The organism is Streptomyces inhibens (genome assembly GCF_003389455.1).
Taxonomy (GTDB): Bacteria; Actinomycetota; Actinomycetes; order Streptomycetales; family Streptomycetaceae; genus Streptomyces; species Streptomyces inhibens.
Window position 1 is genome coordinate 1 of sequence record NZ_QUAC01000200.1, and the last position, 23148, is coordinate 23148.

The window sequence follows — 23148 nt, forward strand, 5'->3', positions numbered from 1 at the left end:
CGCCTCCGCCCCCGGCGCCCGGGTACGAGCCCACGGCCGCCATCCGCCCGGAGCAGTCCGCGACCCGCCCCTACACGGCCGGGCCGTACCCGGTCCCCGGGCAGCCGCCGGTCGGCTCCGCCGTCGCCGCCCCGGCCGCGGCGCCGCCCGCCCCGTACAGGAAGCCGGGACCGCCCCCGAAGGTCGCGGTCCCGGTGCTGATCGTGGCGTTGCTGTGCATCGCGGTCGGCGTCTGGGCGCTGGTCTCCGCCTGACGCGCCACCGCGGGCCGGTGCGGAACCGGCCCACGGTCGCCCGCTACCAGCCCTGTGGCGGCCCGAACTGCTGGTTCTGCTGCCCCTGTTGCACCGACCGGGTCGGGTCGGTCGGCAGCACGGGCCGAGCGCCCGCACCATCGGTCGCGCCGGGTCCGACCGCCGCGCGCGGCGCACCGGCCGCCGATCGCCGCGCCACCAGCGTCCATGCCCCCAGCCCCGCCAGCAGCACCACACCCGTGCCGATGCCGGCGTAGGCCACCATCATCAGGGTGCCGCTCTTGGCCGCCTCCTGGGCGGTCTGGCCCTTGCGTGCCATCTCCCGGTCCTCGGGCGTGACGGAGAAGTCGCCGGTCGGCTTGGTGTAGCCGGGGCCGGCCTTGGGGGTGCCCCGGACATCCACCCGCAGGGTGAGGTCCGCGCCCTGGGGGAAGTACTGCGCGGCATCGGAGTGCAGGGAGACCTCGATGTAGTACCAGCCCGCGAACCGCATCGCGCTGACCGAGCCGGTCGGGTTGAAGCGATTGCCGTAGTCGACCGGCGCGGTGAACGCCCCGACGGTGGCCGGCTTCCCGCGGTACGAGACGAAGGTGGCTTCGCCGACCGCGCCACGCGCCGGGTTGTAGACGCTCAGCCCGAGCGCCCTGGCGACGAAGTCGGTGGCTCCGGTGGAGGCGTTCGGCAGCTCCGCGCTCAGGTTGAGCCGCTGCCCCCAGTCCACCGGTACGCGATAGAAGCGGGTCTCGCCCGGCCTGATCCGGTCCTTCCAGACGCCGAAGGCGACCGAGCCGGCGTCGTTGAAGCCGGTGCCGCCCTTGGCGGCGCGCTTGGTGGGGTCCGTGGGTGGAGCGGGCGTCGCGGTGCTCCAGGTGCCGTCGCCCGGCTGGGCGGGGGTGTTGCCCTTGAGCGGGGGCTCGTTGAGGAAGTCCAGCTCGATCGGCCAGGCGTCGGGGCCGGAGGTTGCCGAGCCCTGACGGCCGATCACCAGGTAGTACGGGCCGGCCTTCTGGCACTCCGTACGGTCGGCGCCGATGCGGCGGGTGGCGTAGTCGGCGATCGGATACGCCATGCCGCCGCCACGGAAGGAGGGCGTCGCCTCCGCGCCGCAGGTATTGCCGCTGCTGTCCTCGACGTTGACGGTGAGCTTGTCGCCGTACTCCTCGACCTTGGTGCCGGGTTTGGGCGCGGCGACCGCCGAGAAGTATGCGCTGCTGCTGGCGTCCAGGGTGACCGCGTAGTACTTCTGCTCGCCGCGCTTGATGGAGTCGGTGTGCAGTCCGGGCTTGAGCTGCGGTGCGTGGGCGGCGCTGGTGGCGCCGTTGATCGTCGTGGCGCCGTCCCCCGTCCGGTAGCCGGGGAGGCCGTCGGCCGAGGCCACGCCCACCGTTCCCGGCAGGATCGTCACCGCCGCGAGCGCCGCCAGCACCGCGGTCCCTCTGTTCATCGTGCGCCGCGTCACCACGAGCCACCCCTCATCGGATCCGAATTCCCGCCGCCGGCCCGCGGCGTCCTGCGCGCGCGTACGTAGGCCGCGGCGAGACCGGCCAGCAGCAGTACGCCCACTCCGCCGACGGCGACCGCCAGCACGCGGCCTGTGGACCATCCTCCACCGCCGTCCTGCGTGCCGTCTGCCGAGGGACCCGAATCGCCTCGGGGCACCCCGGCCTTGACCGCGTCCGCCCCGGCCTGCGGACCGGACTTCTCCTTGCCCAGCACCGCGACCCGCAGCACCACCCCGATCTGCGGATTCTCCGCGATCTCGGAGGCCCGGGCGCCCAGCGTCACCGCGATGTAGAAGTCGCCGTTGCGGTGCACGGGGATGACATTGGGGTGCGTCTCATAGCGGTTGGTCCAGGCGACCGGGACCGTCCCCATGCTGAGCGATGCCAGGCGCCCGTTGTAGGTCACGTGGGGGCTGAACTCGCCGGTGCCGCTGCCGACCGGCACCCGGAACGGTGTGTAGACCTGGGTGCCGCCGTAGGACGTGTGCGCGCTGTGGCCCTTGACCGTCGGCTCGTTGGCGAACTCCACGTCGTACCGCAGCTGCTGCCCCCAGCCGACCGGCACCTTGTACCAAAGGGTCTGCGCCGGCAGCACCTTGTCCCGCCAGACGCCCGGGTGCAGCGTGCGGGCGTCATTGAAGCCGGTGCCGCCGGTGACGTCCTTGGGGGCGGTGGACGGCAGCGTGGCGTCCTTGCCGCCCGCGCCGTACTCCGGCTCCGACTGTGCGGGCGTGGTGCCCTTCTTCAGCGGATGTTCCACGTGAAACGTCAGCTCCACCGGCCAGCGTGCGCCGTCCGAGCCCTTGGCGGCCTTGCGCTCGACGACCAGCCAGTACCGCCCTGCCTTGTCGCAGCCGCCGGTCCCGCTCTGCGAGGGGACACGGCTGACGCCCGAGGTGAGCGGCGTGGCGCCCTCGTGCTGTCCGAACAGCTGGGTGGTGGAGTCACAGGCGCTGTCGGTGCCGTACGCGATCCGGGTGCGCAGCGCGTCGAGGGAGTCGACGGCCGCGCCGGACTGAGGCACCACGGTCGCCGAGAAGTCGGCCGTCGACGCCGCGTCCAGGTCGGTGGCGTAATAGCGCTCTTCGTTGGGCCCGATGGAGTCCAGGTACTGCCCGGGAACGATGCCGGGCGCGCCGCTCCTGGTCGCCTTGCCGCGGACCTGCTTGCCCTTGAACCGGTAGCCGTCCGCGGAGAGTTGGCCGGCTCGCTGGAGCTGGCGGGCGAGCGCCTTGGCGTCGGGTGCGTCGTAGTACCGCCCGTTGCCGGCCTTGGCGATGCACTCCAGCTGCGCACGGGTCTTGCCCGCCACCTGGAAGCCGATGGCGTCGATGTGCAGATCGACGCCGGACGCGGCGAGTTGGGCGGCCACCTTGCAGGGCGGCGGCGCCTGGCAGTTGTCCTCGCCGTCGGATATCAGCAGGATCGTGCGCTTGCCCAGCGATCCGCCGGCGGGCCGCGGAAGGTCGCCGACGGCCTTGCGCAGGGAGAGCCCGATGGGGGTGTCGCCCTTGGGCTCGACGCGCGCGACGGCCCGCTTGATGCCCGCCCGGTCGAGGGCGGCCACCGGCTGCGCGAGCCGGGTGTCGGCGCAGCCCTTGGGCTTGTCGGCGCCGTAGACCCGCAGCCCGGTCGGGTAGCCGTCGGGCAGTGCGTCGACGACCGTGCCGACGGCCTTACGGGCGGCGGCGATGCGGGTGCTGCCGGAGCCGTCGTCCTCGGCCATCGAGCCGGAGGAGTCGAGCACCATCACCATGCCGCTGCCGTCGGCGGCCGGCGTGCGGGCGGGTGTGGCCGCGGTGGCCGGAAGTGGTGCGGCGGTCAGGGCCAGCAACAGCCCGCCGAGCAACGCCACCGCCCCTCTGCGTCGTCGGTGTGCCATGTTCTGCTCCCCCTTGTGCCCTGCTGGTCACATCACAGACAGAAACTTTGCTACTGCAAGTTAATGGTGTGCTATAGCAAACTCAAGGGGATCACCGTCACGGTCCTGCAACGACAATCAGCCACTCCGACCCGGCCCCCGGCCCCTCCACCGCCGGCCGCCCCGCCCGCCCCAGAACGTACGAAACCCCGACCGCCCAGGGGCAATCGGGGTCCATACGAACGTGCTGTGCGTTTTTGGGTCTCAGACACCCGAACCTGCGGGCACGGAGTCGGTCGCCTCCGTCCACAGATCCTGCTCGGCGCGATCCGCCTGGATCTGGCGGTACACGAGGAGCCCGCCGATGGCGGCCAGTGCGACCAGGAGAAGCTTCTTCACCGCGCGACCTCGTCTTTCGTTGACGTAGGGGACCTATGTCGGCCGATGATACACACCGGCCGATACCGATCGGTTACCTAGCCCGCAGTCAGCAACACCTCGTCCGCGGCGCCCGCCGCGAGCCAACTTCCGCCCGCACACAACAAATCGGCCCGGCCGGAGAAATCTCCGGCCGGGCCGACTGTGCGGTGCGGCTACCAGGACTTGAACCTGGGGCCTCTTCCTTATCAGGGAAGCGCTCTAACCGTCTGAGCTATAGCCGCGCGTTCGCTGCACCGAAAGATTAGCGCACTTCAGAGGCGTTCCCAAAATCGGTTCCTGAAGGCCCCCGAACGCCCTCCGACCAGGGGCTCACTCGTCCTCGGCGAGAGTGAGCTCCACGCCGCCGACGAAGCCGGCCGACAGGTTGTAGATGAAGGCGCCGAGCGTGGCCAGCGCGGTCGCCAGCACCACGTCGATCACCGCGACGATCGAGGTGAACAGCAGCACCCGCGGCAGCGAGAGGAACGACTGCAGATCGAAGCCGGCGCCGTCGCTGGAGCCCGTCGCCTCGCTGATCGTGCCGCCGACCGTGGAGAAGACGCCCATCGCGTTCATGACCATCCACAGCACCGCGACGGCCACGACCGTGCAGATGCCCAGCGCGATGGAGAGCAGAAAACTGACTTTCATCACCGACCACGGATCGGCGCGCGACACCCGCAGCCGGGCCTTGCGCGTCCGCGGGGCCGTACGCGCGCCCGTACGCGGCCTGCGCACCGCCTGCCCGCCGTTCTGCCCGCCGCCGGTGGGATACGCCTGAGGCGGCTCGTACGGCTGCTGCCGGGCGCCCTGAGCCTGCTGGGCCTGCCCCTGAGATTGTGGCTGTGGTTGCGGCTGACGGGTGTCTGTCACGGTTCCCCCCTGGTGCGAGCCCTCGTCTTGGGGGCCGGTGTCAGAAACGGCGGAGCCACGGGCGCTGTCTTCCGTCACGGTTGCGGGTCCGGACGGGGAGCCCTTCTTGGCTCCCGATCCACCCGCCGCAGCGCCCGTGGCTCCACTCACGACCTACTCCTCGTGCTACTCCGCCGCGGACTCGGTTCCCTCGGCCGCTTCGGTCTCCTCGGGCGCCTCGTCCCCGTCGACCTCTTCGGCTTCCCGGCCGGCCTCGGCGTTCCGTGCGATGCCGACGACGGCATCACGCTTGCCCAGGTTGATCAGCTGAACGCCCATGGTGTCACGGCCGGTCTCACGGACCTCGTTGACCCGCGTACGAATCACGCCACCGCCGAGTGTGATCGCGAGGATCTCATCGGTCTCCTCGACGACCAGCGCCCCGACCAGGGAACCCCGGTCCTCCACGATCTTGGCGGCCTTGATTCCCAGACCGCCGCGGCCCTGGACGCGGTACTCGTCGACCGCGGTGCGCTTGGCGTACCCGCNGACGCGGTACTCGTCGACCGCGGTGCGCTTGGCGTACCCGCCGTCGGTGGCGGTGAAGACGTACGTGTTGGCGCGGACCACATTCATCGAGAGCAGCTCATCGCCCTCGCGGAAGCTCATGCCCTTCACACCGGAGGTGGCCCGGCCCATCGGGCGCAGCGCCTCGTCGGTCGCCGTGAAGCGGATCGACTGGGCCTTCTTGCTGATCAGGAGCAGATCGTCGGTCTCCGACACCAGCTCGGCGCCGATCAGCTCGTCGTCGGTGCCGTCCTCCTGCTCGCGCAGGTTGATCGCGATCACGCCGCCGGAGCGGGGCGAGTCGTAGTCCTTGAGCGGCGTCTTCTTCACCAGGCCGGCCTTGGTGGCGAGCACCAGATACGGCGCGGCCTCGTAGTCGCGGATCGCCAGGATCTGCGCGATCTGCTCGTCCGGCTGGAAGGCGAGGAGGTTGGCCACGTGCTGGCCGCGCGCGTCGCGCCCCGCGTCGGGGAGTTCGTAGGCCTTGGCGCGGTAGACCCGGCCCTTGTTCGTGAAGAACAGCAGCCAGTGGTGGGTGGTGGAGACGAAGAAGTGGTCGACGATGTCGTCTTCCTTGAGCTTCGTGCCCCGTACGCCCTTGCCGCCGCGCTTCTGCGAGCGGTAGTCGTCGGTCTTGGTCCGCTTCACATAGCCGCCACGGGAGATCGTGACGACGATGTCCTCCTCGGCGATCAGGTCCTCGATGGACATGTCGCCCTCGAAGGGCACCAGCTTGGAGCGCCGGTCGTCGCCGAACTTCTCGACGATCGCGGCGAGTTCCTCGCTGATGATCTGGCGCTGGCGCTCCGGGGAGGCCAGGATCGCGTTGTACTCGCTGATCTTGCGCTGCAGCTCGTCGTGCTCGGCGGTGATCTTCTGGCGCTCCAGGGCGGCCAGCCGGCGCAGCTGCATCTCCAGGATCGCGTTCGCCTGGATCTCGTCGATGGTCAGCAGGCCCATCAGGCCCTCGCGCGCCACCTCGACGGTCTCACTGCGCCGGATCAGCGCGATGACCTCGTCGATGGCGTCCAGCGCCTTGAGCAGACCGCGCAGGATGTGCGCCCGCTCCTCGGCCTTGCGCAGCCGGAACTTCGTACGGCGGACGATGACCTCGACCTGGTGGGTCACCCAGTTGCGGATGAACGCGTCCAGCGAGAGCGTGCGCGGCACCCCGTCGACCAGCGCGAGCATGTTCGCGCCGAAGTTGGTCTGCAGATCGGTGTGCTTGTAGAGGTTGTTGAGGACGACCTTGGCGACCGCGTCCCGCTTGAGGACGATGACCAGGCGCTGGCCCGTACGCGAGGAGGTCTCGTCGCGGACGTCCGCGATGCCGCCGACCTTGCCGTCCTTCACCAGGTCGGCGATCTTCTGCGCGAGGTTGTCCGGGTTGACCTGGTAGGGCAGCTCGGTGACCACCAGGCACTGGCGGTTCTGGATCTCCTCGACGGCCACCACCGCGCGCATCGTGATCGAGCCACGGCCGGTGCGGTAGGCCTCCTCGATGCCCTTGCGGCCCACCACCAGCGCGCCGGTGGGGAAGTCCGGGCCCTTGATGCGCTCGATCAGCGCTTCCAGCAGCTCCTCGTGGGAGGCCTCCGGGTTCTCCAGCGCCCACTGGGCGCCGGCCGCGACCTCGCGCAGGTTGTGCGGCGGGATGTTGGTGGCCATACCGACCGCGATACCGGCCGAGCCGTTGATCAGGAGGTTGGGGAAGCGGGACGGCAGGACCGTCGGCTCCTGGTTACGGCCGTCGTAGTTGTCCTGGAAGTCGACGGTCTCCTCGTCGATGTCCCGGAGCATCTCCATGGACAGCGACTTCATCTTGCACTCGGTGTACCGCATGGCCGCGGCCGGGTCGTTGCCCGGAGAGCCAAAGTTGCCGTTGGAGTCGACCAGCGGCATCCGCATCGACCACGGCTGCGCGAGACGGACCAGCGCGTCGTAGATCGAGGAGTCGCCGTGCGGGTGGTACGTACCCATGACGTCGCCGACGACGCGGGCGCACTTGTAGAAGCCCTTCTCGGGGCGGTAGCCGCCGTCGTACATCGCGTACAGCACCCGGCGGTGGACGGGCTTGAGGCCGTCCCGTACGTCCGGCAGCGCACGCGAGACGATGACGGACATCGCGTAGTCGAGGTAGGAGCGCTGCATCTCCGTTTCGAGCCCGACGGGCTCGACGCGCATCCCGACACCTTCGATGGTGGCGGGCGCGCCCTCGGCGGTCACGCCGTCCGGGGTCACAGGGGGGTTCTCGTCGGCCATGGTGGTTCAAAATCCTTTCGAGCTGCGGCTGTTGTTCGGGCCGACAGGGCTCAGATGTCGAGGAAGCGGACGTCCTTGGCGTTGCGCTGGATGAACGAGCGGCGTGCCTCGACGTCCTCACCCATCAGCACGGAGAACAGGTCGTCCGCGCGGGCCGCGTCGTCCAGCGAGACCTGGCCGAGGACACGGTGGTCGATGTCCATGGTCGTCACCCGCAGCTCCTCGGCGTTCATCTCGCCGAGACCCTTGAACCGCTGGATCGAGTCCTCGCGGATCCGCTTGCCGTTCTGCTTGCCGAGCTCGATCAGCGCGTCCCGCTCCCGGTCGGAGTAGGCGTACTCGAAGTCGTCCCGGCCCCACTTGATCTTGTACAGCGGCGGGCGGGAGAGGTAGACGTGCCCGGCCTCGACCAGCGGTCGCATGAAGCGGAAGAGGAACGTGAGCAGCAGGGTGTTGATGTGCTGACCGTCGACGTCGGCGTCCGCCATCAGAATGATCTTGTGATAGCGGAGCTTCGCGATGTCGAAGTCCTCGTGCACACCCGTGCCGAACGCCGAGATCAGCGCCTGGACCTCGTTGTTCTGCAGGATCTTGTCGACCCGTGCCTTCTCGACGTTGAGGATCTTGCCGCGGATCGGCAGGATCGCCTGGTACTCCGGGTTACGGCCGGACTTGGCCGAGCCGCCGGCGGAGTCACCCTCGACGATGAAGATCTCGCACTTGGTCGGGTCGTTGGACTGGCAGTCGCTCAGCTTGCCCGGCAGCGACGCCGTCTCCAGCAGGCCCTTGCGGCGGGTCAGATCGCGCGCCTTACGGGCCGCCACGCGCGCGGTCGCCGCCTGGATGCCCTTGCGGATGATGTCCGCGGCCTCGTTGGGGTTGCGGTCCAGCCAGTCGGTGAGGTGCTCGTGGACGACCTTCTGCACAAAGGTCTTGGCCTCGGTGTTGCCCAGCTTGGTCTTGGTCTGGCCCTCGAACTGCGGCTCGCCGAGCTTGACCGAGATGATCGCCGTCAGACCCTCGCGGATGTCCTCACCCGTGAGGTTGTCGTCCTTCTCGCGCAGCAGCTTCTTGTCGCGGGCGTAACGGTTGATCAGACCCGTCAGCGCCGCGCGGAAGCCCTCTTCGTGGGTACCGCCCTCATGGGTGTGGATGGTGTTCGCGAAGCTGTAGAGTCCCTCGCTGTACTGGGTGTTCCACTGCATCGCGATCTCGACCGAGAGCAGCCGCTCCTTGTCCTCGGCCTCGACGTCGATCACCGTCGGATGCACCAGCTCGCCCTTGCGGGAGTTGAGGTACTTCACGAAGTCGACGATGCCGCCCTCGTAGTGGTACCGCACCGAGAGCGGCTTGCCCTCCTCGTCCACATGGTCCTGGCGCTCGTCCGTCAGCGCGATCGTCAGACCCTTGTTGAGGAACGCCATCTCCTGGAAGCGCCGCGACAGCGTCTCGAAGCTGTACTCGGTCGTCTCGAAGATGTCGCCGTCGGCCCAGAACGTCACGGACGTGCCGGACTCCTCGGTCGCCTCGTGCTGGGCCAGCGGCGCCGTCGGCACACCGAGCTTGTACTCCTGCGTCCAGCGGTGGCCGTCCGTGCGGACCTCGACCGCCACCCGCTGCGACAGCGCGTTCACGACCGAGACACCCACGCCGTGCAGACCACCGGAGACCGCGTAGCCGCCGCCGCCGAACTTGCCGCCGGCGTGCAGCACCGTCATCACGACCTCGACGGCCGGCTTGTTCTCCGACGGCACGATGCCGACCGGGATACCGCGGCCGTTGTCGACGACGCGGACGCCGCCGTCGGCCAGGATCGTCACGTCGATGGTGTCCGCATGGCCGGCCATGGCCTCGTCGACGGAGTTGTCGACGACTTCCTGCACGAGGTGGTGCAGGCCGCGCTCGCCGGTCGAGCCGATGTACATGCCAGGGCGCTTGCGGACCGCGTCCAGGCCTTCAAGGACGGTGATCGCGCTGGCGTCGTACGACTTCTCCACCGAGGAGTCGCCCACGGCGCCGGCAGGAACCCCCTCTTCAGTAGAAGCCGTGTTGTTCTCGTTGAGGTCGCCGGAGTCGGCCACGAAGCGCCCTTTCTGGCACAGCACGAGCCCTTCCGCGCCTGTGGGGATCACCCCAGGAAAGACAGGCGGGAGCGGCTGCGTCGTTCGACATGTTCCGCAAGTGGGCGGGATTGCCATCAGTCTACCGGTAGCGCTGACACTCGTGGGGGTTTGCAGGCGCCTGAGTCGTCATGTGCCGCCCTGAACTGGCGTCCGCCGACTCCCCATATCCGAGGCGGGGCCCCAGGACGCTCACACGGGCACTCAGCGCTTCCGGCTGTCAACCGGCGGCTACCATGAGCGGAGTCTCATCCGCCACACCCGTATACGCCGGTCAGACGGCTCATCCGTAGGTGTCGCCGGGGCCCTTGCTGCCCGGTGCGCGCAGCGCCCCGTACCGGCGCGCGGGACCGCCCGGACCCAGCACCTTGATCACCTTTACGGTGCCGTGGCCCAGGTCCTCGTTGAGGCGCGCCACCAGCTGCGGGGCCAGCAGCCGCAGTTGCGTCGCCCACGCCGTCGAATCGCACTGCACCGTCAGCACCCGGGCGTCCTCGTCGTACTTCTGCGGCTCGCAGTGCTGCGCCACCTCGGGCCCGACCAGCTGCGGCCAGCGCCCCATCACCCCGCCGACCGCCGCCGGGGTCTCCCAGCCGCGCTCCGTGATCAGCCGGTTGATCGCCGCGCCGAGCGGCAGCGGATCGCGGCCGTCCGCCCGCGCGCCCGAGCGCAGCCCACCGCGCCGGGCCTGCTTCTTCTGCTGCGCGGCCGCGCCCCGCGCACGCGCCTGCTCCTTGGCGGCCACCAGCGCCTGGCGGGCCAGATCCACACCGGAGAGCTCCGGTGTCTTGGGCCGCTCCGGCTGCGGGTCGGTCACGATGTCACCTTCTCGACGACACCGTCGGACACCGCATAGCGCGCCCCGGCCAGCACCCCCGGCACATCGTCGTCCACCGCCGCGGTCACCAGCACCTGCTCGCCCGGGGCCACCAGCTCCGCCAGCCGCTCCCGGCGCCGCGCGTCCAGCTCGGCGAAGACATCGTCGAGGACGAGGACCGGCTCATTGCCCTCCGCGCGCAGCAGGTCGTACGACGCCAGCCGCAGCGCCAGCGCATACGACCAGGACTCGCCGTGGCTCGCGTACCCCTTCGCCGGGAGCTGGCCCAGCTTCAGCACCAGATCGTCGCGGTGCGGGCCGACCAGCGTCACCCCGCGCTCGATCTCTCCCTTACGGGCCTCGCCGAGCGCCGCCAGCAGCACGCCGTACAGCTCCTCGCGGGTCGACGCGGTGGCCATCGCCTCGCCCGCGGACCCGCGGTACTCCAGCGCCAGCGGCCCGCCGCCGGGCGCCAGCTGCTCATACGCCTTGTCCGCGAGCGGCTGCAGCGCGGTGATCAGATCGAGCCGCTGCGCCAGCAGCTCGGCGCCGGCGCGGGCCAGATGCTGGTCCCATACGTCGAGTGTGGAAAGGTCCATCTGCCGGCCGCCGTGCCGCCGGGCCAGCGCCGCGGTTTTCAACAGGGTGTTGCGCTGTTTGAGGACCCGGTCGTAGTCCGAGCGCACCCCGGCCATCCGCGGCGAGCGCGCGGTGATCAGCTCGTCCAGGAACCGCCGGCGCTCCCCCGGATCGCCCTTCACCAGCGCCAGATCCTCCGGCGCGAACAGCACCGTCCGCACGATCCCCAGCACATCCCGCGGCTTGACCTGCGAGGACCTGTTGATCCTGGCGCGGTTCGCCCTGCCCGGATTGAGCTCCAGCTCCACCAGCTGCCGGCGCTCGTCCTGCACGACCGCGCCCCGGATGATCGCCCGCTCGGCGCCCATCCGCACCAGCGGGGCGTCCGAGGAGACGCGGTGGCTGCCGAGCGTGGCGAGATAGCCGACCGCCTCGACCAGATTGGTCTTGCCCTGCCCGTTGGGGCCCACGAAAGCCGTGACGCCCGGGTCGAGCGGGACCTCGACCCGGGCGTACGAGCGGAAGTCGGCGAGCGACAGATGCGATACATGCATGGAGTGCGCCGACCTCCCCGGCTGCTGCGTGGTGTGGCGAGTTGTTGCTGGTTACTTCTTGGTCTCGACCGCGTGGCCACCGAACTGGTTGCGCAGCGCGGCGATCATCTTCATCTGCGGGGAGTCGTCCTGACGGGACGCGAACCGCGCGAAGAGCGAGGCCGTGATCGCGGGCAGCGGCACGGCGTTGTCGATCGCGGCCTCGACCGTCCAGCGGCCCTCACCGGAGTCGGCGGCGACGCCGCGCAGCTTTTCGAGGTGCTCGTCGTCGTCGAGGGCGTTGACGGCCAGGTCCAGCAGCCAGGAACGGATGACCGTGCCCTCCTGCCAGGAGCGGAAGATCTCGCGTACGTCCGTGACGGAGTCGACCTTCTCCAGCAGCTCCCAGCCCTCGGCGAAGGCCTGCATCATCGCGTACTCGATGCCGTTGTGGACCATCTTCGCGAAGTGGCCGGCGCCGACCTTGCCGGCGTGCACCGAGCCGAACTCGCCCTCGGGCTTGAGGGCGTCGAAGATCGGCTGCACCTTGGCGACATCGTCCTTCTCGCCGCCGTACATCAGCGCATAGCCGTTCTCCAGGCCCCAGACGCCGCCGGAGACACCGCAGTCGACGAAGCCGATGCCCTTGGCCTTCAGCTCCTCGGCGTGCTTCTCGTCGTCGGTCCAGCGGGAGTTGCCGCCGTCCACGACGATGTCGCCCGGCGAGAGCAGCTCGGCCAGCTCGTCGATCGTGGACTGGGTGGCGGCACCGGCCGGCACCATGACCCAGACCACCCGCGGACCCTTCAGCTTGCCCACAAGCTCCTGGAGGCTGTCCACATCCGCCAGGTCCGGGTTGCGGTCGTATCCGATGACGGTGTGGCCGGCGCGGCGAATGCGCTCGCGCATATTGCCGCCCATCTTGCCGAGACCGACGAGACCGAGCTCCATCAGAGACCCTCTTTGCACGTAGTCGTTGCTGTTGTACCCGAGACCGAGCCTACGCCCGCAGGTCCGTGCACACCTGTGGGCTCAGCCGCTCATCAGGGGCCCTTCAGCCGGTCGCCGCAAGGCCCCCGGCCAGGGCCACTGCCGGTCCGTCAGCCCGACAGCCGCACCGGCATGATCAGGTACTTGTACGCGTCGTCCGCCTCGGCGTCCTTGGCCGGCCGGCCGCTCAGCAGCGCGGGCTTGGTCGAGGTCGTGAAGGACAGCTGCGCCACCGGGGAGTCGATGGCCGACAGGCCCTCCAGGAGGAAGCCGGGGTTGAAGGCGATCGAGATGTCGTCGCCGTCCAGGTCGGCGTCGACCCTCTCCACAGCCTGTGCATCGTCGCTGGAGCCGGCCTCCAGGATCAGCACACCCTGCTCGAAGCTCAGCCGGACCGGGGTGTTCCGCTCGGCCACCAGCGCCACACGCTTGACGGCCTCGACGAACGGGGCGGTCTCGATCACGGCGACCGAATTGAACTCGGTCGGGAAGAGCGTGCGGTACTTGGGCAGGTCGCCCTCCAGCAGACGGGTCGTCGTCCGCCGGCCGGCGCCCTCGAAGCCGATCAGGCCCTCGCCCTGGCCGGAGCCGGACAGCGCGATGGTGACGGTGTCACCGCTGCTCAGCGACTTGGCGGTGTCCAGCAGCGTCTTGGCGGGGACCAGCGCGACCGCGGAGGCGTCCGGGCTCTCCGGCTTCCACAGGAACTCGCGCACCGCGAAGCGGTAGCGGTCGGTGGAGGCCAGGGTGACGGTGTCGCCCTCGATCTCGATCCGTACGCCGGTGAGCACCGGAAGGGTGTCGTCACGGCCGGCGGCGATGGCGACCTGGGCGGCGGCCGCGGCGAAGACCTCACCGGGGACGGTGCCGGTGGCGGTGGGCATCGTCGGCAGGGACGGGTACTCCTCCACAGGAAGGGTGTGGAGGGTGAACCGCGAGGAGCCGCAGACGACGGTCACTCGTACACCGTCGGTGGAAATCTCCACCGGGCGGTTGGGGAGCGCACGGCAGATGTCGGCGAGCAGCCGGCCGGAGACGAGGACGGTGCCCTCCTCCTCCACCTCCGCTTCCACCGAGACCCGCGCCGAGACCTCGTAGTCGAAGCCGGAAAGGCTCAGTGCGCCGTCGTCGGCCTTCAGCAGCAGGCCCGCGAGGACGGGCACCGGCGGACGGGCCGGGAGGCTCTTGGCCGCCCAGGCCACTGCCTCCGCGAGTACATCGCGCTCCACCCGGATCTTCACCGGAAACCGCCTCCTGCTGTTGCTGGCTCTCGCCCTGCTGGCTTTCGTCGTCGGCTGGGTTGCCGGAGACCAGTCTGACGTACGCCACCGACAGTCGGTGCGGCTCGGGGTCAAGTCGACTCGACCGGTGTCGGACGCCCGGCGGCCAACTTGTGCACAGCCCCCGTTTCCGAACGAGTTCCCCGGTAGATATCCGTGGTCGTAGTAGTAGGGGCTGTGGAAACCGTGGACAACTGCTTTTGCGCAGGTCAACACGGATTTTTTGTCCACCGACCCTGTGGGTGGCGGCCGTGGAAAAACCGGTGGTTCTGTGGACCGCCGGAAGTTCTGCACACCCGATGCACAGGGAAGGGGTACTTCTCCCCAGTGCCATCCCCAGCTTTACCCACGTTCCCCACAGCCCAACCAACCGACTTGGTGTGACGGCTTTCACTCGGCCCGGTGAGGGCGGGTGTTGCGTTGCCGAACAGTGGACAGGGGTGTGGAGAAGCTGGGGACAACGGCGGCTCGCCTGTGGGCGGCCGGTGGACAAGACATCCACCCCCCTGTGGACGGATTCTCTGTCCACACCCTGTGGAAAGTGGTTGGCCACAAATCCACACGCGGTTGACCTCCCCCGATGCCCCGTCAGAACACCGGCCTGTGGATCCCACAGGGATAACTTTCCTCTCCCCAGGGTGTGGACGGAAGATTCTTGCCCAATCTGTGGAGAGAGGCCGTGACCTGGCACGGAATCGAACACAGCCGGCGCGCTCCACAGGTTTGGGAGGACGGCGGAGGAGCCATGGGCGGCCTCTCCAGGCGTCCCCGTACGACGAAGGGCGCTCCGGGAGCGGGTCCCGGAGCGCCCCTGGGTGCGCCTGTGGCGGCCGCCGGCGGTGGCCGGTCAGCCGTTCTTGATGCGGTTGGTCAGCTCGGTGACCTGGTTGTAGATCGAGCGCCGCTCGGCCATCAGCGCGCGGATCTTGCGGTCGGCGTGCATCACCGTCGTATGGTCCCGGCCGCCGAACTGCGCGCCGATCTTCGGCAGCGAGAGATCGGTCAGCTCGCGGCACAGATACATGGCGATCTGGCGGGCGGTCACCAGCACCCGGCTGCGCGAGGAGCCGCACAGATCGTCGATGGTCAGCCCGAAGTAGTCGGCGGTCGAGGCCATGATCGCGGTCGCGGTGATCTCCGGCGCGGCGTCCTCGCCCCCCGGGATCAGATCCTTCAGCACGATCTCGGTCAGCCCCAGGTCCACCGGCTGCCGGTTGAGCGAGGCGAACGCCGTGACCCGGATCAGCGCGCCCTCCAGCTCGCGGATGTTGCGCGAGATCCGGGACGCGATGAACTCCAGCACCTCCGGGGGCGCGTTCAGCTGTTCCTGGACCGCCTTCTTGCGGAGGATCGCGATCCGGGTCTCCAGCTCGGGCGGCTGGACGTCGGTGATCAGACCCCACTCGAAGCGGTTGCGCAGCCGGTCCTCCAGGGTGACCAGCTGCTTGGGCGGCCGGTCACTGGAGAGCACGATCTGCTTGTTCGCGTTGTGCAGCGTATTGAAGGTGTGGAAGAACTCCTCCTGCGTCGACTCCTTGCTCGCCAGGAACTGGATGTCGTCGACCAGCAGGATGTCCATGTCGCGGTAGCGCTTGCGGAACGCGTCCGCCTTGCCGTCGCGGATGGAGTTGATGAACTCGTTGGTGAACTCCTCCGAGCTCACGTACCGCACCCGGGTGCCCGGATACAGACTCCGCGCGTAGTGCCCGATCGCATGCAGCAGGTGGGTCTTGCCGAGGCCGGACTCCCCGTAGATGAACAGCGGGTTGTACGCCTTGGCCGGCGCTTCGGCGACCGCGACCGCCGCGGCGTGCGCGAAGCGGTTCGAGGCACCGATGACGAAGGTGTCGAAGAGGTACTTCGGGTTCAGCCGCGCGGTCGGCTCACCGGGGCCGCTCGCCGGCGCGGGCTGCGCGGCGAGCGGGCTGGGCGCACCGCTGGGCGCGGGCAGGCCGGAGCGGCCGTTGTGCCCACCGGACTGGTGGTCGGTGAGATCGCGGCGCTGCTGCTCGTACGGGGAGCGCGGACCGTCCGACCGCTGCGGCGGGCCGCTGCGGTCGGGGGCCTGCGAGCGGTAGTCGTTCTGCTGCTGGTGCTGCGACAGGTGAGAGGGCGGCGGGGAGGCGTACGGGTCGCGCTCGGGGAAGCCGCCGAGGTGCTGCTGCTGCCAGCCGTAGTCGTCGCGCGGGGGGCCGCCCATCCCGGAGGAGTGCTGCGGCCAGGAGCCGGGCTCGTGCCGGGGCTGCTGGTAGTCGGGGTAGGCGGGCCGGACGCCGGGCAGGTCGTCGCCCTGGTGTCCGTAGCCCTGCCGGGCGTCGTGCCGGGGCTCGTAGCCGTCGTACGCATCGTGCTGCTGCTGTGACTGGTGCGACTGCTGGTGTGACTGCTGATGGCGTGGGGCCTGCTGCTGAGGCGCCTGGTGCTGCTGAGGGGCCGTGGACTGCGCGGGGGGCTCCTCGGAGGAGTCGTCCACGGTGATCGCGATCCGGATCGGACGGCCGCACTCATGGCTGAGGGCCTCGCCGATCAGCGGCGCCAGCCGGCCTTCGAGCACGCCCTTGGCGAATTCATTGGGGACGGCCAGCAGTGCGGTGTCGGCGACCAGCGCCAACGGCTGGGTGCGCTTGAGCCAGTCCTGGTCCTTGGGCTTGAGGCCGTCGGCCTCAGCACGCAGGAGATGGTCGAGCACGCGCGGCCACACTGCGGCAAGATCGGCAGGTACATCAGCCACAGGGCACGCTCTCTCACAGTCCCACGAATGTGTGATTCTCAGGACGGGCGGGAAGGAATCGGAGTTCAGCCAAGGTAGTCAGGGCGGGCCTGGGGATTCAAGTTGTTGTCCACAGGCTGTGCATAGTGTGTCCTGACAAGAGGCTGGTCGCGGTGCCAAGGAGCCGGTTTGACCGGATGGCGTAGCCGCGCGTACCGTGACCAGGTCGAGTTGTCGATGGCTGCTGCCGCCTGCCTCCGATGGGCAAAGATCGCGCTCTTGGTGATCATGAAGCGGTGCACTTAGGCGTTGCGAGCTACTCGTGGGCGCACGGTGACAGCCAGTCGACGCCCCACATCTGTCTCTCTTGAGACAACAAGCATTCCTGGAGCCCCCGAGTGAGCAAGCGCACCTTCCAGCCGAACAACCGCCGCCGCGCGAAGACCCACGGCTTCCGTCTGCGCATGCGGACGCGTGCCGGCCGCGCGATTCTCGCGACCCGCCGTGGCAAGGGTCGCGCCCGTCTGTCGGCCTGAGCAGCCTGAACCTAGGTCCATGACGTGCTGCCTACCGAAAATCGGCTGAGGCGGCGCGAGGACTTTGCGACCGCGGTACGCCGGGGACGCAGGGCCGGGCGCCCGCTCCTTGTCGTTCATTGTCGTAGCGGTGCAACGGACCCGCACGCGTCGGGGGAATGTGTTCCCCCGACGCGTGCGGGTTTCGTCGTGAGCAAGGCCGTTGGCAATGCGGTCGTGCGCAACAGGGTCAAGCGAAGGCTTCGTCATCTCATGCGCGACCGGCTGGACCGGCTTCCCGCCGGTAGCCTGGTTGTCGTACGGGCCCTGCCCGGCGCGGGTGACGCGGATCACGACCAGCTGGCCCGCGACCTGGATGCCGCCCTCGAGCGGCTGCTGGGAGGGGTGCCGAAAGGCAGCAATCCCCCGGGGACTGCGACCGCCGGCCGCGGCGCCGCGGGCCCCCGGAACCCCGACCGGGACCCGGGAGGGAGCGCACAGTGAAGTACCCGCTGCTGCTTTTGATCAAGATCTATCAGTGGACCATCAGCCCCCTGCTGGGCCCGGTCTGCAAGTACTACCCGTCGTGCTCGCACTATGGCTATACGGCCATCGACCGGCACGGCGCGGTGAAAGGGACTGCGCTGACAGCTTGGCGCATCCTGCGCTGCAACCCGTGGTCGCTCGGGGGCGTCGACCACGTCCCTCCCCGGAAGCGTCCGGTTTGGCATCAGCGGCTGAGGAGCCGCCTGGGCGGGCCCACCGTCCCTGAGCCTGTCGCCCAGCCCGAGACTCAGCCCAACGCCCAAGGAGCCTGATTCGTGGACACGATCCTCGGTCCCCTCTATATCGCTGTTTCCTGGATCATCGTCCAGTTCCACTCGTTCTACAGTCTGATCTTTGACAAGGACAGTGGCGCGGCGTGGGGTCTGTCCATCGTCTCGCTGGTGGTGCTGATCCGTATCTGCCTGATCCCGCTCTTTGTGAAGCAGATCAAGTCGACGCGGAACATGCAGGCGCTCCAGCCGAAGATGAAGGCGATCCAGGAGCGCTACAAGAGCGACAAGCAGCGCCAGTCCGAAGAGATGATGAAGCTCTACAAGGAGACGGGCACCAACCCGCTCTCGAGCTGTCTCCCGATCCTGGCCCAGTCGCCGTTCTTCATCTCGCTGTACCAGGTCCTCAGCCACATCGCGCAGAACAAGACGGTCGGCGTCATCGACCAGCCGCTGCTGGAGAGCGCGCAGAAGGCGCATATCTTCGGTGCGCCGCTGGCGGCGAAGTTCATGGACAGCGCGGAGAAGATCCAGAGCCTGGGTGCTTCTTTGGTCGACGTCCGCGTGGTCACGATCATCATGATCGTCCTGATGTCGGCGTCGCAGTTCTACACGCAGCGCCAGCTGATGACCAAGAACGTCGACCTCACGGTGAAGACGCCGTTCATGCAGCAGCAGAAGATGCTGATGTACGTCTTCCCCATCATGTTCGCCGTCTTCGGCATCAACTTCCCCGTCGGTGTTCTCGTCTACTGGCTGACCACCAACGTGTGGACCATGGGCCAGCAGATGTTCGTCATCCGTCGTAACCCGACCCCGGGCAGCAAGGCCTTCGAGGAGCGCCAGGAGCGGCTGCGGGCCCAGGGCAAGATCGTCGAGGCTCCGGCCGAGATCGCCGCGAAGAAGGCCGCCGAGGAGGCGCGCCAGAACCGCCAGCAGCCCAAGCGTCAGCCGAAGTCCAAGCGGCAGACCGGCGCCAGCGCCCCGGCCGGCAGTGCGCAGACCCGTACGCGTGCCGGATCGGCGTCCCAGAGCACCGGCGAGAAGAAGCCGTCGCTGGAGAAGAAGGACGCGCAGGACGGCAAGGAGAAGGGCGGCTCCGCCTCAGGGTCCCGCACCGCCAAGTCCGGACAGCGCAAGGGCCAGCAGCGCCCCAAGCACCCGTCCAAGAAGTAAGAAGGAGTCCTTTCGTGACGGACACGACCCCTGCCACCGAGGGCACCGACACCCTGACCCGCCTGGAGCAGGAAGGCGAGATCGCGGCCGACTACCTCGAGGGTCTGCTGGACATCGCCGACCTCGACGGTGACATCGACATGGACGTCGAGGCAGACCGCGCCGCCGTGTCGATCATCAGCGACTCGACCAGCCGCGACCTGCAGAAGCTCGTGGGCCGCGACGGTGAGGTGCTGGAGGCGCTGCAGGAGCTGACCCGGCTGGCCGTGCACCGGGAGACCGGTGACCGCAGCCGTCTGATGCTGGACATCGCCGGCTTCCGTGCGCGTAAGCGTGAGCAGCTCACGGAGATCGGCGCGAAGGCGGCGGAGGAGGCTCGGGGCACCGGTCAGCCGGTGAAGCTCGACCCGATGACGCCGTTCGAGCGCAAGGTCGTCCACGACGCGGTGGCCGCGGCCGGCCTCCGCAGCGAGTCGGAGGGCGAGGAGCCGCAGCGCCGAGTGGTTGTCCTCCCGGCCTGACCGCTCAGCACTTCCGTTTTTCTTTGGCCCCGTCTGCTCGCAGGCGGGGTCAAAAGTTGTCAGCGTTCTGTGTTATCCCGGGTGCGTAACCCGGGTTCCCGGCAGGAAAAGCAGTCCAGAGGAAGGGCGGTTCCCGTGACGGAGGCAGCAGCGGAGCTCCCTCCCGCGCCGAAGGCGGCGCAGGAGGTTTTCGGCGAGCACTTTCCGGAGGCCGTGCGGTACGCCGAATTGCTCGCCGACGCGGGGGTGAAGCGAGGGCTCATCGGCCCGCGTGAGGTGCCGCGGCTGTGGGAGCGGCATCTGTTGAACTGCGCGGTGCTCTCCGAGGTGGTGCCCGAGGGCGTCTCGGTCTGCGATGTGGGCTCGGGGGCCGGGCTGCCCGGTATCCCGCTGGCTCTGGTGCGCCCGGATCTGAAGATCACGCTCCTGGAGCCGCTGCTGCGGCGGACGAACTTCCTTCAGGAGGTCGTCGAGCTGCTCGGGCTGGACCATGTCACGGTCGTGCGGGGGCGGGCCGAAGAGGTCATGGGCAAGCTCCCTCAGGTGCATGTGGTGACCGCGCGCGCCGTCGCCCCGCTGGATCGTCTGGCCGGCTGGGGTGTTCCGCTGCTGCGTCCGTACGGCGAGATGCTGGCGCTCAAGGGCGATGCCGCGGAGGAGGAGCTCAAGGGGGCTCGTGCGGCGCTGAGCAAGCTCGGCGTGGTGGAGACCTCGGTGGTGCATGTGGGCGAGGGCATTGTGGATCCGCCGTCGACCGTGGTGCGGGTCGAGGTGGGCGAGAGCCCCGGCGGTGTGCGCTTTGCGGCCAAGCGGGCGAAGGCGGCCCGGACCAGCCGTGCGACGAGGGGGCGCCGGCGCTGATGCCCTGATGCCGGAGCGAGAGGGCCGGTATCGATGCGATGGGTGTGCCTGTTCCGCGAAATAAGGAACGGGCGAATTCCATAAACACCATCAAAACGACATAAGACGGAGTGTCGCGGCTAATTCGGGCGCGACGCTGGCATCGTGTTTCACGTGAAACGTCGTTCTCTGCTGCAAGGGATCATCGGCCGTGGTCGTGCGGCCGCCGCGCCGCGCGACCGTAGACCCACAAGGGTCACGGAAGTATCCACAGAAGTGGATTCGTCCACAGGAGAACGGACCTCACTGGTTCGCGACACCGAAAGCATGGCAGGCTCTGAACATTGCGAGCCTGATGTCGAGGAGAGTGAATCCTTGCGGTCCGACGCCAACATCGCGGGACCGATGACCGACCCGGTCCCCGGTCCCCGTAGCGAGTCGTTCGGGGACGACGTTTCACGTGAAACGCCGCCCCCGATGGACGACACCCCGATCGGTCGTGCAGCTCAGCTGGCGGTAGAGGCACTTGGCCGCGCGGGTGAGGGGCTGCCCCGGCCTGAACAGACTCGGGTCATGGTGGTTGCCAACCAGAAGGGCGGGGTCGGTAAGACCACGACCACGGTGAACCTGGCGGCCTCGTTGGCCCTGCACGGGGCACGGGTTCTGGTGATCGACCTCGACCCCCAGGGCAACGCGTCCACGGCGCTGGGGATCGACCACCACTCCGAAGTGCCGTCGATCTATGACGTGCTGGTGGAGAGCAGGCCGCTCTCCGACGTGGTGCAGCCGGTGGTGGATGTGGAGGGCCTGTTCTGTGCGCCCGCCACGATCGATCTGGCCGGTGCGGAGATCGAGCTGGTCTCCCTGGTGGCACGCGAGAGCCGGCTGGACCGGGCCATCAAGGCGTACGAACAGCCGCTGGACTACATCTTCATCGACTGCCCGCCCTCGCTCGGCCTGCTGACCGTCAATGCTCTGGTCGCCGGCGCGGAGGTGCTCATCCCGATTCAGTGCGAGTACTACGCACTGGAGGGGCTGGGTCAGCTGCTGCGGAACGTCGACCTGGTGCGGGGCCATCTCAACCCCAAGCTCCATGTCTCGACGATCCTGCTCACCATGTACGACGGGCGCACCCGGCTGGCCTCCCAGGTCGCCGACGAGGTGCGCAGTCACTTCGGCCACGAGGTGCTCCGTACGAGCATCCCCCGCTCGGTGCGCATCTCCGAGGCACCCAGCTATGGGCAGACGGTGCTCACCTATGACCCGGGATCCAGTGGCTCGCTTTCCTATCTCGAAGCGGCGCGAGAGATCGCGCTGCGCGGGGCCCCGCAGACCGGGGGCCAGGGCCTCAGCATCAACTATGAAGCACAGCACAGCATCTCGGAGGGGAATCAGTGAGCGAACGACGTAGAGGCCTGGGCCGTGGGCTCGGTGCGCTGATCCCCGCGGCACCGCAGAGCACGGACCATGCCGGTCCCGCGGTCGGACAGGGAGCGGCGTCACCGTCGTCCGTACCGGTCTTGGCCCCGGAGCGAGGAGTAGCGGCCGCCAAGGTGACTTCGCTGCCGGCGCACGGTGTTTCACGTGAAACGGAAGCACCGGCCGGGTCGGAGACTTCGGCAGTGGGAGTGTCGGAGGTGGCCGGCGCCCACTTCGCCGAGGTGCCACTGGATGCGATCAAGCCGAACCCGCGCCAGCCGCGTGAGGTCTTCGACGAGGACGCCCTTGCCGAGCTGGTCACCTCCATCAAGGAGGTGGGCCTGCTCCAGCCGGTGGTGGTCCGTCAGACGGGACCGGGGCGCTATGAGCTCATCATGGGTGAGCGCCGCTGGCGGGCGTGCCGGGAAGCCGGGCTGGAGAAGATTCCCGCGATCGTGCGGGCGACGGAGGACGAAAAGCTTCTCCTCGACGCGCTCCTGGAGAACCTGCACCGGGCACAGCTCAACCCGCTGGAAGAGGCAGCCGCCTATGACCAGTTGCTGAAGGACTTCAAGTGCACGCATGACGAGCTGGCCGACCGGATCGGGCGTTCGCGTCCCCAGGTTTCCAACACCCTGCGGCTGCTGAAGCTCTCGCCGTCCGTACAGAAGCGGCTCGCCGCCGGTGTGCTCTCCGCGGGTCATGCCCGCGCCCTGCTGTCGGTGGACGACTCGGAGGAGCAGGACCGCCTCGCGCGCCGCATCGTGGCCGAGGGGCTGTCGGTCCGTTCGGTCGAGGAGATCGTCACGCTGATGGGGTCGACCCCCAAGAGCGAGAGCAAGGCCAAGGGGCCCCGCGCGGGCGCCCGGGTGTCCCCCGCGCTCACCGGTCTCGCCTCCCGGTTGTCCGACCGCTTCGAGACCCGGGTGAAGGTCGACCTGGGGCAGAAGAAGGGAAAGATCGTTGTCGAGTTCGCCTCGATAGACGATCTGGAGCGCATCCTCGGCACGCTCGCCCCCGGTGAGGGCCGAGTCCTGGGCAAGACGCTGGCCGAGGAGAACAGCGAAGAAGAGTGAGCTGACGCCTTCGGCTCCCGGGCGGGCCGTGTTCCGGAGTCCATACCGGAACACGGCCCGCCCTTTGCTCTCTGGCGG

General features: G+C 68.9%; 18 protein-coding genes, 1 tRNA gene and 3 pseudogenes. 9 read left to right on the forward strand and 13 right to left on the reverse strand.

What is annotated here, in order from left to right; translation table 11 throughout:
- A pseudogene (locus DY245_RS24905) lies at positions 1-254 on the forward strand (serine/threonine protein kinase); the annotation flags it as partial.
- A 43-nt stretch (positions 255-297) separates the two neighbouring features.
- Here DY245_RS24905 and DY245_RS24910 read toward each other — a convergent pair.
- The 13 genes and pseudogenes from DY245_RS24910 to dnaA all read right to left on the reverse strand — a co-directional run bounded on the left by DY245_RS24910 (position 298) and on the right by dnaA (position 16768).
- Entirely contained in the window at positions 298-1698 is a 1401-nt protein-coding gene (locus DY245_RS24910) for a hypothetical protein (RefSeq protein ID WP_244943238.1), read from the reverse strand.
- An 11-nt stretch (positions 1699-1709) separates the two neighbouring features.
- Positions 1710-3638 (reverse strand): vWA domain-containing protein, encoded by a 1929-nt coding sequence (locus DY245_RS24915; protein WP_128509468.1) that lies wholly within the window; start codon positions 3636-3638, stop codon positions 1710-1712.
- A 243-nt stretch (positions 3639-3881) separates the two neighbouring features.
- Positions 3882-4016 carry a DLW-39 family protein gene (locus DY245_RS45345; RefSeq protein WP_003958712.1) on the reverse strand — a complete coding sequence of 45 codons (135 nt, stop codon included), beginning with the start codon at positions 4014-4016 and terminating at the stop codon, positions 3882-3884.
- 189 nt (positions 4017-4205) lie between these two features.
- Positions 4206-4279, reverse strand: a tRNA-Ile gene (locus tag DY245_RS24925).
- 88 nt (positions 4280-4367) lie between these two features.
- Positions 4368-5060: a DUF3566 domain-containing protein gene (locus tag DY245_RS24930; protein ID WP_128509469.1), complete on the reverse strand. Its 693-nt coding sequence runs from the start codon at positions 5058-5060 to the stop codon at positions 4368-4370.
- Positions 5061-5075: 15 nt separating this feature from the next.
- The coding region (locus DY245_RS46690; protein ID WP_280524999.1) for a DNA gyrase C-terminal beta-propeller domain-containing protein at positions 5076-5437 on the reverse strand (362 nt) is incomplete at its 5' end.
- A gap of 1 nt (position 5438) precedes the next feature.
- Positions 5439-7718, reverse strand: a pseudogene (gene gyrA, locus DY245_RS24935) (DNA gyrase subunit A); the annotation flags it as partial.
- Between the two features lie 50 nt (positions 7719-7768).
- A complete protein-coding gene (gyrB, locus tag DY245_RS24940) occupies positions 7769-9799 on the reverse strand; it encodes a DNA topoisomerase (ATP-hydrolyzing) subunit B (RefSeq protein WP_425329440.1) in 2031 nt (676 codons plus the stop codon).
- A gap of 322 nt (positions 9800-10121) precedes the next feature.
- On the reverse strand, positions 10122-10655 hold the full coding sequence (locus tag DY245_RS24945) for a DciA family protein (RefSeq protein ID WP_128509472.1): 534 nt from the start codon (positions 10653-10655) through the stop codon (positions 10122-10124).
- Complete coding sequence (gene recF, locus DY245_RS24950) at positions 10652-11788, reverse strand: DNA replication/repair protein RecF (RefSeq protein ID WP_128509473.1); 1137 nt, start codon at positions 11786-11788, stop codon at positions 10652-10654. Before recF ends, DY245_RS24945 begins: the two co-directional genes overlap by 4 nt.
- A gap of 51 nt (positions 11789-11839) precedes the next feature.
- Positions 11840-12718, reverse strand: coding sequence for a phosphogluconate dehydrogenase (NAD(+)-dependent, decarboxylating) (gnd, locus tag DY245_RS24955; RefSeq protein ID WP_128509474.1), 879 nt, complete (start codon positions 12716-12718; stop codon positions 11840-11842).
- 149 nt (positions 12719-12867) lie between these two features.
- On the reverse strand, positions 12868-13998 hold the full coding sequence (gene dnaN / locus DY245_RS24960) for a DNA polymerase III subunit beta (RefSeq protein ID WP_128509475.1): 1131 nt from the start codon (positions 13996-13998) through the stop codon (positions 12868-12870).
- A gap of 886 nt (positions 13999-14884) precedes the next feature.
- Positions 14885-16768, reverse strand: coding sequence for a chromosomal replication initiator protein DnaA (gene dnaA, locus DY245_RS24970; protein WP_128509476.1), 1884 nt, complete (start codon positions 16766-16768; stop codon positions 14885-14887).
- Between the two features lie 377 nt (positions 16769-17145).
- On the opposite strand from dnaA, the gene rpmH reads away from it, so the two are divergent.
- The 8 genes and pseudogenes from rpmH (at position 17146) to DY245_RS25010 (ending at position 23070) form a co-directional block, all read left to right on the forward strand.
- Entirely contained in the window at positions 17146-17283 is a 138-nt protein-coding gene (gene rpmH / locus DY245_RS24975; protein ID WP_030354375.1) for a 50S ribosomal protein L34, read from the forward strand.
- Between the two features lie 24 nt (positions 17284-17307).
- A pseudogene (gene rnpA / locus DY245_RS24980) lies at positions 17308-17667 on the forward strand (ribonuclease P protein component); the annotation flags it as partial.
- 95 nt (positions 17668-17762) lie between these two features.
- Positions 17763-18080: a membrane protein insertion efficiency factor YidD gene (gene yidD / locus DY245_RS24985; protein ID WP_006604423.1), complete on the forward strand. Its 318-nt coding sequence runs from the start codon at positions 17763-17765 to the stop codon at positions 18078-18080.
- Between the two features lie 3 nt (positions 18081-18083).
- Positions 18084-19214 (forward strand): membrane protein insertase YidC, encoded by a 1131-nt coding sequence (gene yidC / locus DY245_RS24990; protein WP_128509478.1) that lies wholly within the window; start codon positions 18084-18086, stop codon positions 19212-19214.
- A gap of 14 nt (positions 19215-19228) precedes the next feature.
- Positions 19229-19735, forward strand: a complete 507-nt coding sequence (locus tag DY245_RS24995; RefSeq protein WP_128509479.1) for a Jag family protein — start codon at positions 19229-19231, stop codon at positions 19733-19735.
- Positions 19736-19870: 135 nt separating this feature from the next.
- A complete protein-coding gene (gene rsmG / locus DY245_RS25000) occupies positions 19871-20596 on the forward strand; it encodes a 16S rRNA (guanine(527)-N(7))-methyltransferase RsmG (protein WP_128509480.1) in 726 nt (241 codons plus the stop codon).
- A gap of 306 nt (positions 20597-20902) precedes the next feature.
- Positions 20903-21973, forward strand: coding sequence for an AAA family ATPase (locus tag DY245_RS25005; RefSeq protein ID WP_128509481.1), 1071 nt, complete (start codon positions 20903-20905; stop codon positions 21971-21973).
- On the forward strand, positions 21970-23070 hold the full coding sequence (locus DY245_RS25010) for a ParB/RepB/Spo0J family partition protein (RefSeq protein WP_128509482.1): 1101 nt from the start codon (positions 21970-21972) through the stop codon (positions 23068-23070). Before DY245_RS25005 ends, DY245_RS25010 begins: the two co-directional genes overlap by 4 nt.
- Positions 23071-23148: the final 78 nt, after the last annotated feature.

Coding starts and splice junctions, on each gene's coding strand:
- DY245_RS24910 (WP_244943238.1), bottom strand. CDS start 1,698: ATGAACAGAGGGACCGCGGTGCTGGCGGCGCTCGCGGCGGTGACGATC.
- DY245_RS24915 (WP_128509468.1), bottom strand. CDS start 3,638: ATGGCACACCGACGACGCAGAGGGGCGGTGGCGTTGCTCGGCGGGCTG.
- recF (WP_128509473.1), bottom strand. CDS start 11,788: ATGCATGTATCGCATCTGTCGCTCGCCGACTTCCGCTCGTACGCCCGG.
- gnd (WP_128509474.1), bottom strand. CDS start 12,718: ATGGAGCTCGGTCTCGTCGGTCTCGGCAAGATGGGCGGCAATATGCGC.
- DY245_RS25005 (WP_128509481.1), top strand. CDS start 20,903: ATGGCAGGCTCTGAACATTGCGAGCCTGATGTCGAGGAGAGTGAATCC.